Source organism: Microbacterium sp. Ag1, assembly GCF_001005635.1.
GTDB classification, from domain to species: domain Bacteria; phylum Actinomycetota; class Actinomycetes; order Actinomycetales; family Microbacteriaceae; genus Microbacterium; species Microbacterium oxydans.
Window position 1 is genome coordinate 74,889 of sequence record NZ_LBCR01000033.1, and the last position, 12,238, is coordinate 87,126.

A 12,238-nucleotide genomic window follows, 5' to 3' on the forward strand; every position below is an offset into this window, starting at 1 on the left:
GTGTCATGAACAAGTCACTCACTCGAAGCATCGGATTCTGGCTGCTCCTGGTCGTCTCCCTCGCCACGACGGCCGTCGGCGCCTGGCTGATCTCCGGTCAGATCGCCACGATGACGACCACGCTGCTGGATGGCACCGCCACCGGCGTCGAGGTCTACGTCGGACAGTCGCTCGTCGTCGTGGGTGCCGGAGTGCTCGCCGCAGGGATCGTCGGCATCCTGCTCACGCTCGGACTCGTCGCCGCCCGCGCACTCGTCGCGTCCCCCGCTCCTGCAGTCGTCGAGGCGATCGACTGGACCGCCGCCCCCGACGAGACGCACGCTCCTGTCACGGACACCGCTTCGCCCGTCACGGACACTGCGGCGGACGCCGACGCGGGATCCGACGCCGCTGCGGCGCCGGCGGCCGCGCTCGATGACGCGCCGGCGAAGGACGCGAACTCAGACGACTCCCCGTCGATCACCCGCTGAGCGCCTGTGCGCAGGTGATCCCTGAGCACAGAATGACGGAGCGGCGCCGAGGACATCCTCGGCGCCGCTCCGTCGTTCTGGGAGACCAGCCTCCCTGCGTCAGGTCAGAAAGGGAGCAGCGGGTCGACCGCGACCGCGACGAAGATCAGCGTCAGGTATGTGATGGACGCGTGGAACACGCGCATCGGACGCGGCTCGGTCCCGTGGACGGCGCGGTTGTAGAGACGATGCGATTCGTAGATGAACCATCCACCGAACACCGCGGCGGACACCGTGTACACGAGCCCCATGCCCGCGATCGGCACCAGGAGGAGCGAGCAGGCGACGGTGGCCCACGCATAGAGGATCACCTGGAGGCCGACCTGGGAGGCGTTGCGCGTGACACCCAGCATGGGGACGTCGACGTCTTCGTAGTCGTCCTTGTACTTCATCGACAGCGGCCAGTAGTGCGGCGGCGTCCACAGGAAGACCAGGAGGAACAGGATGAAGGCGGGCCAGTCGAGCGAGCCGGTGACCGCCGACCACCCGATCAGCACGGGGAAGCAGCCGGCGATACCGCCCCAGATGATGTTCTGCTCGGTACGGCGCTTGAGGATCATCGTGTAGATCACGACGTAGAAGAAGATGGCCGTCGCCGACAGCGCAGCGGTGAGCCAGTTGGTCGTCAGCAGGAGCCAGCCCGTGGAGGCGACCGCCAGCGTCCAGGAGAAGATCAGCGCGCCGCGCGGGCTGACCTCGCCCGTGACGAGCGGACGGTTCTCGGTGCGATGCATGTGCGCGTCGATGTCGCGATCGAGGTACATGTTGAAGGACGCCGCGGAACCGGCGCTCATCGAGCCGCCGATGACGGTGGCCAGCACGAGCCACAGGTTCGGCATTCCTCCCTGCGCAAGGAACATCACCGGCACGGTGGACACGAGCAGGAGCTCGAGGACACGCGGCTTGGTGAGGGTGATATAGGCCTTCACCGTGCGACCGACGGACGACTTCCTCACGGTCTGATCAGACATCGTCGAGATCTCGATCGCCTCCTCCGCACGTGTGACCGGACAACCTCTCCAGTGTATGACACGGGATGACGTGTTCCGGCTCCCGGTCCCGCGTAGTGCGACTCACGTCACCGCTATGCTGAAACCACTCGCGCGCCCGGCGATGTGCACCTCACCGTGAAGTCGCGGACCTGCCAGGGAATACGGGCGCCCTCGAAACTGTCGGAAAGGGCATGAACGTGTCGGAATTGCAGTGGGATGAGATCGATCGACGCGCGGTGGACACCGCACGGATCCTGGCGGCCGATGCCGTCGAGAAGGTCGGCAACGGTCACCCCGGCACCGCGATGAGCCTCGCTCCCGCCGCGTATCTCCTGTACCAGCGCGTTCTGCGCCACGACCCGACCGATGTCGACTGGCTGGGGCGCGACCGCTTCATCCTGTCGGCCGGCCACTCGTCGCTCACCCAGTACGTCGAGCTCTACCTCGGCGGCTTCGGGCTCGAGCTCGACGACCTCAAGGCCCTCCGTACGTGGGGTTCCCTCACGCCGGGCCACCCGGAGTACGGCCACACCAAGGGCGTCGAGATCACGACCGGTCCTCTCGGGCAGGGCCTGGCCTCCGCCGTGGGCTTCGCCTACGCCGCACGCTACGAGCGCGGCCTGTTCGATCCCGAGGCCGCGGCGGGCACGAGCCCGTTCGACCACTTCGTGTACGTGATCGCCGGCGACGGCGACCTGCAGGAGGGCGTGACCAGCGAGGCCTCGTCGCTCGCGGGCCACCAGCAGCTCGGCAACCTGATCGCGATCTACGACTCCAACCAGATCTCCATCGAGGACGACACAAACGTCGCCTTCACCGAGGACGTCGCCGCTCGCTACGAGGCCTACGGCTGGCAGGTGCAGGTCGTCGACTGGAAGAAGTCCGGCGAGTACGTCGAGGATGTCGCCGAGCTGTACGCGGCGATCGAGGCTGCGAAGGGTGAGACGTCGAAGCCGTCGCTGATCATCCTCAAGACGATCATCGGCTGGCCGTCGCCCGGCAAGCAGAACTCCGGGAAGATCCACGGTTCCGCCCTCGGTGCGGATGAGCTCGCCGCGACCAAGAAGGTCCTCGGCTTCGACCCCGAGGAGCACTTCGCGGTCGCCGACGACGTGATCGAGCGCACTCGCGGGCTCGCCGCCCGTGCGGCCGAGGTGCGTGCGTCCTGGCAGGAGTCGTTCGACGCGTGGGCCGTCGCCAACCCGGAGAAGAAGGCCCTTCTCGACCGCCTCGAAGCACGCGAACTGCCCACCGACATCGCTGCCGCGCTCCCCGCGTTCGAAGCCGGCAAGGAGGTCTCGACCCGCGCCGCGTCCGGTCAGGTCATCAACGCCCTCGCTGCGGAGCTTCCGGAGCTGTGGGGCGGTTCCGCCGACCTCGCCGAGTCGAACCTCACCACGATCAAGGGCGCCCCGTCGTTCATCCCCGCTGAGTGGTCGACGCATGAGTGGTCCGGAAACCCCTACGGTCGTGTGCTGCACTTCGGCATCCGCGAGCACGCCATGGGCGCGATCGTCAACGGCATCGTCCTGCACGGTCCGACCCGGGCGTTCGGCGGTACGTTCCTGATCTTCAGCGACTACATGCGTCCGCCGGTCCGTCTGGCAGCGCTCATGAACGTGCCCAGCATCTTCGTCTGGACCCACGACTCGGTCGCCCTCGGCGAGGATGGCCCGACGCATCAGCCGATCGAGCAGCTCGCCACGCTTCGTGCGATCCCGAACTTCACGGTCGTGCGCCCGGCTGACGCGAACGAGACCGCTGCGACCTGGTTGGAGATCCTCCGTCGTCACGAAGGCCCGGCCGGCATCGCACTGACGCGTCAGAACATCCCGGTGTTCGAGCGCGGCGACGGCGCGGCCTCCGGCGACACGTTCGCCTCCGCGGACAACGCCGCCAAGGGTGCCTACGTCCTGGCAGAGGCTCCGAACGGCACCCCGGACGTCATCATCGTCGCCACGGGCTCCGAGGTGCAGCTGGCGGTCAACGCCCGTGAGGCTCTCGCCGCCGAGGGCGTGAACGTGCGCGTGGTCTCCGCTCCGTCGCTGGAGTGGTTCGACGAGCAGGACGCCGAGTACCGCGAGAGCGTGCTCCCGGCAGCAGTCACCGCCCGCGTGTCGGTCGAAGCGGGCTCCGTGCTCAGCTGGCGCGGCATCGTGGGCGACCGCGGCCGCTCGGTCGGCATCGACCACTTCGGCGCCTCCGCCGACTACAAGACCCTCTTCGAGAAGTTCGGCATCACCACCGAGGCCGTCATCGCGGCCGCCCGCGAGACCATCGCGGCCAACAGCACCAAGGAGAACGCATGAGCACCCCCACCGCGCAGCTCGCCGCCGCAGGCGTCAGCATCTGGCTCGACGACCTCTCCCGCACCCGCATCTCCTCCGGCAACCTGCAGAACCTCATCGACACGAAGAATGTCGTCGGTGTCACCACGAACCCGACGATCTTCGCCAACGCGATCACCGACAAGAACGACACGTCGTACGACGCGCAGGTCACCGAGCTCGCAGGCTCCGGTGCCACCGCGGAGGAAGCGGTCTTCGCTGCCACCACGCAGGACGTCGCCGCAGCCCTCGACGTGTTCCGCCCCGTGTGGGAGGCCTCCGACCACGTCGACGGCCGCGTCTCGATCGAGGTCTCCCCCGACCTCGCGCATGACACCGCGGGTACCGTCGCGCAGGCCAAGGAGCTGTGGGCCAAGATCGACCGCCCCAACCTGCTCGTCAAGATCCCCGCGACCAAGGCGGGGCTTCCGGCCATCGCCGAGGCCATCGGCGCCGGCATCAGCGTCAACGTGACGCTGATCTTCAGCCTGGAGCGCTACTCCGAGGTCATCGACGCATACCTGACCGGGCTCGAGACCGCGAAGGCGGCGGGCATCGACCTGTCGACCATCCACTCGGTCGCCTCGTTCTTCGTGTCGCGCGTCGACACCGAGACCGACAAGCGCCTCACCGCGATCGGCACTCCCGAGGCGGAAGCACTCAAGAGCAAGGCAGGCCTCGCCAACGCCCGCCTCGCGTACGAGCTGTTCGAGAAGACGTTCGCCGGAGATCGCGCCACGGCGCTGCTCGGCGCGGGGGCGAATCTGCAGCGCCCGCTGTGGGCGTCGACCGGCGTCAAGGACCCGGCTCTTCCCGACACCCTCTACGTCACCGAACTCGTCGCCCAGGGCGTCGTCAACACCATGCCGGAGAAGACGCTCGACGCCACCTTCGACCACGGCGTCGTCACCGGTGACACCATCACCGGCGGCTACGACGACGCCCGCGCCGTGTTCGCGGGGATCGCCGAGCTCGGCATCGACTTCACCGACATCACACAGGTGCTCGAGGACGAGGGGGTCGCGAAGTTCATCGACTCCTGGCACGATCTGCTCGCGCAGGTCACCGAGGCTCTGGAGTCGCAGCGATGACCTTCTCGATCCACACGTCCGGTGCCGCGCGCGCCGCGATCGACGAGACGGTTCCCGCTCTCGTCCACGACCTCGTCGCTTCCCGCATCACCAGTGGCGACGCGACGCTCTGGGGTCCTGCGGCGGAGGCGGAAGCGTCTGTGCGACTCGGATGGGTGGAAGCCGTCTCCGTCTCGCGTCCCCTCGTCGCCGAGATCGTCGCGCTCCGCGCCGACCTCAACGCCAAGGGCGTCACCCGGGTCGTGCTGGCCGGTATGGGAGGCTCCTCGCTCGCGCCCGAGGTCATCGCGCAGACGGCCGGTGTGCCGCTGACGATCCTCGACTCGACCGCTCCCGGCCAGGTGCTCGCCGCCCTCGATGAAGGGCTCGCCGACACGGTGCTGGTCGTGTCGTCGAAGTCGGGCTCGACCGTCGAGACCGACTCCCAGCGCCGCACGTTCGAAGCCGCGTTCCGCGATCTCGGGATCGACCCCGTCGAGCGCATCGTGGTCGTCACCGATCCCGGCTCACCGCTCGACGCCTCCGCCCGCGAGGCCGGATACCGCGTCTTCAACGCGGACCCGAACGTCGGCGGCCGCTACTCGGCGCTCACCGCCTTCGGGCTGGTGCCGTCGGGACTCGCCGGCGTCGACATCGACGAGCTTCTGAACGAGGCCGAGGCTTCGCTGCTCGAGGTCGCCGTCGACTCGGCCGAGAACCCCGCTCTGCGACTGGGGGCGGCGATCGCGGCCACGAACCCGCGACGCGACAAGCTCGGTCTGATCACCGATGGCACGCACATCAAGGGCCTGCCGGACTGGATCGAGCAGCTCATCGCCGAGTCCACCGGCAAGGAGGGCACGGGGATCCTCCCGGTCGTGCTGCTCCCCGTCTCCCCCGAGCTCGATCCGGTGCCGGCCGACCTCCAGATCGTGCGACTGGTAGACGACGCCAACGAGTTCCACCTCCACGAGCGTCATGAGGGCGAGATCCTCGTCAGCGGGACGCTGGGCGCCCAGCTCATCGTGTGGGAGTACGCCACCGCGATCGCCGGACACCTGCTGCACATCAACCCGTTCGATCAGCCCGACGTCGAGTCGGCGAAGGTCGCCGCCCGCGGACTGCTCGACGCTCGCCCCGAGCCCACGGCGCCGGCGTTCGTCGAGAACGGTGTGGAGGTCCGGGTGTCCGACCCAGCCCTCGCCGCCTCCGGCACGGTCGAAGGCGTGCTGGACGCCCTCTGGGCCCAGCTCCCCGCCGACGGCTACGTGTCCATCCAGGCTTACGTCAACCGTCTCGAGGTTCCGCAGCTCCAGGGCCTGCGTGAGCTCGTCGCAGCAGACTCCGGGCGGCCGACCACGTTCGGGTGGGGACCCCGATTCCTGCACTCGACCGGCCAGTACCACAAGGGCGGCCCCGCGCAGGGAGTGTTCCTGCAGATCCTGGAGCGCACCGAGGTCGACCTCGAGATCCCCGACCGGCCCTTCACCTTCGGGCAGCTCATCCAGGCGCAGGCCGCCGGTGATGCCGCCGTGCTCGCCGAGCACGGGCGTCCCGTCGTCACCCTGACGATCACCGAGTCCTCGGACGACGTGCTCGCCCTCTTCGAAGCCGCACAGAAGTAACAGCAGGAGAATCCCCCACCGATGTCTGTTCCCATCTCGCGCGGGCACAACCCGCTGCGTGACCCCGATGACCGCCGTCTCAACAGGATCGCGGGCCCCAGCGCCCTCGTGATCTTCGGCGTCACCGGAGATCTCTCACGCAAGAAGCTGATGCCAGCGGTCTACGACCTCGCGAACCGCGGTCTGCTCCCTCCCGGGTTCGCCCTGGTGGGATTCGCCCGACGCGACTGGGAGGACCAGGACTTCGCCCAGGTCGTCTACGACGCCGTGAAGGAGCACGCCCGCACGCCGTTCCGCGAAGAGACGTGGACCCAGCTGCTGCAGGGCATCCGCTTCGTCTCGGGTGAGTTCGACAACCCGGACTCCTTCCGCAAGCTGCGCGACACCATCGAGAAGCTCGACGTCGAACGGGGGACGATGGGCAACCACGCGTTCTACCTGTCGATCCCGCCGAAGGACTTCCCGCTGGTCGCGAAGCAGCTCAAGGAATCCGGTCTCGTCGGCGAGAACAGCGACGACGACGAGCGCTGGCGTCGTGTCGTGATCGAGAAGCCCTTCGGACACGATCTCGAGTCCGCGCGGGCTCTGAACGCCGCTCTCGAGGTGGCCTTCCCCGCGGACTCGATCTTCCGCATCGACCACTACCTCGGCAAGGAGACGGTTCAGAACATCCTGGCCCTGCGCTTCGCCAACGAACTGTACGAGCCGATCTGGAACCGCAACTACGTTGACCACGTGCAGATCACGATGGCCGAGGACATCGGCGTCGGCGGGCGTGCCGGGTACTACGACGGTATCGGCGCCGCACGAGACGTGATCCAGAACCACCTGCTGCAGCTGCTGGCGCTGACAGCGATGGAGGAGCCGATCAGTCTCTCGGCCGAGCACCTGCGCGCCGAGAAGGAGAAGGTCCTGGCGGCCGTGCATGTGCCCGACGACCTGTCGCTCGCGACCGCCCGCGGGCAGTACGCGGGCGGATGGCAGGGTGGCGAGAAGGTCACCGGCTTCCTGGAAGAGGAGGGGATGAACCCCGAGTCGACCACGGAGACGTACGCCGCGATCAAGCTCGAGATCGACACCCGTCGCTGGGCGGATGTGCCCTTCTACCTGCGGACGGGGAAGCGTCTGGGCCGTCGTGTGACCGAGATCGCCGTGGTCTTCAAGCGCGCGCCTCAGCACCTGTTCGGCCGCGGCAACGCGTCCGAGCTCGGACAGAACGCGCTCGTCATCCGCGTGCAGCCGGACGAGGGCGTCACGATCCGCTTCGGCTCGAAGGTGCCTGGCAGTGGCTCCAACGTCCGCGATGTGACGATGGACTTCGGCTACGGCCACGCCTTCACGGAGGCGAGCCCTGAAGCGTACGAGCGTCTGATCCTCGACGTCCTGCTGGGCGATCCGCCGCTGTTCCCGCGGCACGAGGAGGTCGAGCTCTCCTGGAAGATCCTCGACCCGGTCGAGAAGTACTGGGCCGCCCAGGGCGGTCCGGTGGAGCAGTATGCGCCCGGCTCGTGGGGACCGGCATCCGCCGACGACCTGCTGGCCCGCGATGGACGAGTCTGGAGACGCCCGTGATCATCGACCTTCCCGACACGACCGTCAGCCAGGTCGCGAAGCAGCTGGTCAAGGTGCGCGAGGAGGGCGGAGCTGTCGCCCTCGGCCGCGTGCTGACCCTCGTCATCGCTGCCCGCAACGGAGTGGCGGAGGCGGCGATCGATGCCGCCAACGACGCTTCGCGGGAGCACCCGATGCGTGTGATCGTGATCACCACAGGTGAAGGCGAGTCCCGTCTCGACGCGCAGATCCGCGTCGGCGGCGACGCCGGCGCCAGCGAGGTCGTCGTCCTGCGCGCCTTCGGGGATGCCGCGAGCAACGAGGAGAGCCTCATCACCGGCCTCCTGCTGCCCGACGCCCCCGTGGTCGCCTGGTGGCCGGAGTCCGCGCCCGTCGCACCGGCGCAGTCCCCTCTCGGCAAGATCGCTCAGCGCCGCATCACCGACGCCGCGACGGCGCACGATGTCCGCGACCGGCTCGCGCTCCTCGGTGAGACTCATGCCCCCGGCGACACCGACCTGGCCTGGACGCGCCTGACCCACTGGCGCGAGCAGCTCGCGGCCGTGCTCGACCAGCCGCCGTACGAGCCGATCACCGGGGTCGAGGTGCGCGGAGCCTCGGCATCCCCGTCCACCGCGCTGCTGGCCGCGTGGCTGCAGATGGCTCTCGATGTGCCGGTGCAGTGGTCGTACGAAGACCCCGACCAGTGGGCTGAGGGCATCAAGTCGGTGCGCCTGACGCGTGATTCGGGAGACATCCTCCTCGAGCGCCCGACGCCGGGCGTCGCCGTGCTCACGCAGCCGGGCCAGCCGAACCACGACCTGCACCTTCCCCGACGCACACTTCGCGAATGCCTCGCAGAGGAGCTGCGTCGACTGGACCCCGACGTCCTGTACGGTCGGGTGATCACCGAGGGCTGGGAGAAGCTGGGTCCGCCCGAGACTGGAGAGTGACGTCGATGACGACATCGTCCGCAGAGAAGCGCGTGGTGGTGGAAGCCACCCCCGCTGCCCTCGCCACCCGTGTGGCCGACCGATTCCTGACGCGGGTGCGTGCGCGCACCCGCAACGGTCGGCTCGCACACATCGCCCTCACGGGAGGATCGATGGGTGGAGCGGTGCTGCGTGCCGCGTCCGAACACCCTCGTGCCGCCGAGATCGACTGGTCTCTAGTGCACTTCTGGTGGGGCGACGAACGCTTCGTCCCGCGCGACGATATCGACCGCAACTCTCTGCAGTCGCGACAGGCGCTGCTCGACCACATCGCCGTACCCGCGGAGAACGTGCATGAGGTCGCCGGCCCCGACAGCGGCCTGACACTGGACGAATCCGCCGCGGCTTACGCCGAAGAGCTCGCACGGTTCGGCACCGACGAGCACCCGTGGCCCTCGTTCGCCGTGTGTTTCCTCGGTGTCGGCCCCGACGGCCACGTCGCCTCGCTCTTCCCTGATCGCGAGGAGGTCACGGTGACGGATGCCGCCGTTCTCGCCGTGCGGGACTCCCCCAAGCCTCCGCCGGAGCGCGTCACTCTGACCCGCCCCGTGCTCAACTCGTCCAAGCGCGTATGGCTCGTGCTGACGGGCGCGGACAAGGCCTCCGCGCTGGGCCTCGCTCTTGCGGGCGCCAGCTACACGAGTGTCCCTGCCGCCGGGGCGAAGGGCCGCAAGCGGACGGTCTTCTTCGTGGACGAAGCTGCCGCCTCCGAGGTCTCCGCCGACCTCATCGACCAGGCCTACTGATTCCTGCGAGCACAGCCCCTCCCGGGGACTGCGTCACGGGTGTTCCGAGGATCCATCGCCCCGCTGCGGCGCATCCGGCCCGACGGTGCCGTCGGCGCGCTCGGGAGTGCCCATCGCCGAGGGCGATGCCGTGGGGTCCTCCTGCCCGCTCCGCCCGGGAGCGCCCGGCGCACTGCCGCGCGAGATTCCCAGTTCCTGGCTGTCGCTGAGCACCTGGGGATGGTACCGGGCGAGCCCGACGACACCCCATACGGCGATCCCGCCGGCCACCGCGAAGATCACGAGCACCCACCACGGCGCGGCGGCTGCTTCGCCCAGCACGACCATTCCGATGAGCACCGCCACGAGCGGGTCGACGACGGTGAGTCCGGCGATCACGAGGTCGGGCGGACCCGAGCTGTACGCCGTCTGCACGAAGTAGGCACCGACAGCCGCAGCCGAGATGAGGGCGAGCACGCAGATGGCGGTGATCCACTCGAACTGGCCCGCCTCGATGCGCTTGATGACGACCTTGGCGAGCGTGGCCACGAATCCGTAGAGGATGCCGGCACCGATCACGTAGAACAGCGCACGCATGCGGCGACGCAGGATCAGCCAGCATGCGCCGAGGACGATGATGACGGCGAGCAGGAGCGCCAGGATGGTGAAGAGCTCGCGGTCGGTCACCTCTTGCTCTGTCGCGTAGATCGCGGCGAAGAACACGAAGAGGAAGATCCCGCCGACGCAGCAGATGATGGCGGTCAACGATTGTCGTGTCGGCGAGTGGCCGGAGATCCGCGCATTGAGCAGCGTCGTGATCACGAGCGCGATCGCTCCGAGCGGCTGAACCACGATCAGCGGCGCCTGCACGAGCGCGGCGAGCTGACAGATGACGGCGAGCCCGAGCATGAGCGTGCCGATGAGCCACGACGGGCGGGTCAGGAGGCGCTTGAGCTGATCGAAGCTCAGCCCCGACGCACCGGTGGCACCGCTGAGACGCTCGACCTTCTCGACGCCGCGGTGCTGGTATTGCGCGCCGAGAGACATGAAGACGGCGCCGGCGAGGGCGAGCGGGATGCCGAGCAGCAGACCGGGGTTCTGGAACGCGCCGACGAGCTGATCGCCGACGTCCTCGACCGCATTCATCCACACCCCAGCACTCACAGTACGACCCTACCTGGCGCGCACCGCCGACTAGGGTTGTGACGTGGCTGTACTTCCGATTCGCATCATGGGCGATCCCGTCCTGCACTCCCCCGCCTCCCCCGTCGACGAGATCACCGACGACATCCGAAGCCTCGTCGCGGACATGTTCGAGACGATGGATGCCGCACCGGGAGTCGGCTTGGCCGCCCCGCAGGTCGGCGTGCCCCTGCGGATCTACACCTACGCATATGTCGACGACGACGACCAGCCGTGGCGTGGTGTCCTCATCAACCCCGAGCTCTGGATGGTTCCGCTCGAACCGGGCGAGCCCGACCCGGATCTCGAGTCGGAGGGGTGCCTGTCGTTCCCGGGCGAGCGGTTCCCCCTCCGTCGCTCCGATCGCGTGCACGTGACGGCGACGGACCTCGACGGACACCCGGTCTCGATCGACGTCGACGGGTGGCGTGCCCGCATCATGCAGCACGAGTTCGACCACCTCGACGGCATCCTGTACGTCGACCGTCTCTCCGACGGGGACTGGAAGACCGTGCAGAAGATCGCCCGCAAGCGCGGCTGGGGGCGGCCAGGCGCGAGCTGGATGCCCGGCGTCGACGACCTCGAGGGGTGAGCCTCTCCCAGCCGAACCACAGCCTCCTCCGAGTTGCATCACAGACTCGGTGACGGCTAACGTGTTCGCGGCGGGGGCTTTCATCGTGCCTCCACATCACGCTTCGGAGGGGAAACAATCATGATGAAGATGCGCGATCGACGGGCTCTGATGCTCGCAGGATCGGCAGTGGCGCTCTCGGTCGCCCTGACCGGTTGCAGCGCCCTCAACGGTATTCTCGGCAGCGGTTCGGGCGACGCCAACCGCGATGAGGAGACCGGCCAGGTCACCGAGAGCTCGAACGTCGGCGTCTTCTCGGTGAAGCTGGGCGACTGCATGCTCGACACCGGAACCGGCATGCTCACGGATGCCAACATCCTCCCCTGCACCGACCCGCACGACCAGGAGGTGTACTACGAGATCACGATGCCGGACGGCGAGTTCTCCGACACCGACATCGACGCGGCGACGCAGGAGTGCGTCGGAGACGCGTACACCTCGTTCGTCGGCGTCGCCTACGACGACTCCGCCCTCAACGTCACGACGCTCGTTCCCACCAAGGACTCCTGGGAGCAGAACAACGACCGCGTGATCCAGTGCATCATCTTCGACCCGGCCGGGCAGACCACCGGCTCGCTGGCCGGCGCCGCACGCTGACCCGCAGTCGCAGAGAAGGGCTCCGCCTCGTGGCGGG

Annotated in this window: 11 protein-coding genes; 9 read left to right on the top strand and 2 right to left on the bottom strand. The window is 68.3% G+C overall.

The annotated features are described in order from the left end of the window. Positions 1–5: 5 nt before the first annotated feature. Complete coding sequence (locus tag AAY78_RS15230) at positions 6–470, top strand: hypothetical protein (protein ID WP_046749148.1); 465 nt, start codon at positions 6–8, stop codon at positions 468–470. Positions 471–574: 104 nt separating this feature from the next. Here the strand turns inward: AAY78_RS15230 and AAY78_RS15235 are convergent, their stop codons facing one another. Continuing rightward, positions 575–1,480 (bottom strand): heme o synthase, encoded by a 906-nt coding sequence (locus tag AAY78_RS15235; protein ID WP_046749149.1) that lies wholly within the window; start codon positions 1,478–1,480, stop codon positions 575–577. A 218-nt stretch (positions 1,481–1,698) separates the two neighbouring features. Between AAY78_RS15235 and tkt the strand changes: the two genes are divergently transcribed. The 6 genes from tkt to pgl are packed head-to-tail and all read left to right on the top strand — an operon-like array spanning position 1,699 to position 9,812. Beyond that, a complete protein-coding gene (gene tkt, locus AAY78_RS15240; RefSeq protein WP_046749406.1) occupies positions 1,699–3,810 on the top strand; it encodes a transketolase in 2,112 nt (703 codons plus the stop codon). Beyond that, positions 3,807–4,919, top strand: a complete 1,113-nt coding sequence (tal, locus tag AAY78_RS15245; RefSeq protein WP_046749150.1) for a transaldolase — start codon at positions 3,807–3,809, stop codon at positions 4,917–4,919. The genes tkt and tal overlap by 4 nt, the downstream gene beginning before the upstream one ends. After that, a complete protein-coding gene (locus tag AAY78_RS15250) occupies positions 4,916–6,523 on the top strand; it encodes a glucose-6-phosphate isomerase (protein WP_046749151.1) in 1,608 nt (535 codons plus the stop codon). Before tal ends, AAY78_RS15250 begins: the two co-directional genes overlap by 4 nt. 21 nt (positions 6,524–6,544) lie before the next feature. Then, on the top strand, positions 6,545–8,095 hold the full coding sequence (zwf, locus tag AAY78_RS15255; protein ID WP_046749152.1) for a glucose-6-phosphate dehydrogenase: 1,551 nt from the start codon (positions 6,545–6,547) through the stop codon (positions 8,093–8,095). Beyond that, positions 8,092–9,027 carry a glucose-6-phosphate dehydrogenase assembly protein OpcA gene (locus tag AAY78_RS15260; protein WP_046749153.1) on the top strand — a complete coding sequence of 312 codons (936 nt, stop codon included), beginning with the start codon at positions 8,092–8,094 and terminating at the stop codon, positions 9,025–9,027. Before zwf ends, AAY78_RS15260 begins: the two co-directional genes overlap by 4 nt. Before the next feature lie 5 nt (positions 9,028–9,032). Continuing rightward, complete coding sequence (pgl, locus tag AAY78_RS15265; protein ID WP_046749407.1) at positions 9,033–9,812, top strand: 6-phosphogluconolactonase; 780 nt, start codon at positions 9,033–9,035, stop codon at positions 9,810–9,812. Positions 9,813–9,845: 33 nt separating this feature from the next. Here pgl and AAY78_RS15270 read toward each other — a convergent pair whose 3' ends face one another. Then, a complete protein-coding gene (locus tag AAY78_RS15270) occupies positions 9,846–10,937 on the bottom strand; it encodes a DMT family transporter (protein ID WP_046749154.1) in 1,092 nt (363 codons plus the stop codon). A gap of 61 nt (positions 10,938–10,998) precedes the next feature. Here AAY78_RS15270 and def point away from each other — a divergent pair, with 61 nt between their 5' ends. After that, positions 10,999–11,565, top strand: coding sequence for a peptide deformylase (gene def, locus AAY78_RS15275; RefSeq protein WP_082108718.1), 567 nt, complete (start codon positions 10,999–11,001; stop codon positions 11,563–11,565). A 120-nt stretch (positions 11,566–11,685) separates the two neighbouring features. Then, complete coding sequence (locus AAY78_RS15280) at positions 11,686–12,201, top strand: hypothetical protein (RefSeq protein ID WP_046749156.1); 516 nt, start codon at positions 11,686–11,688, stop codon at positions 12,199–12,201. Positions 12,202–12,238 lie beyond the last annotated feature (37 nt).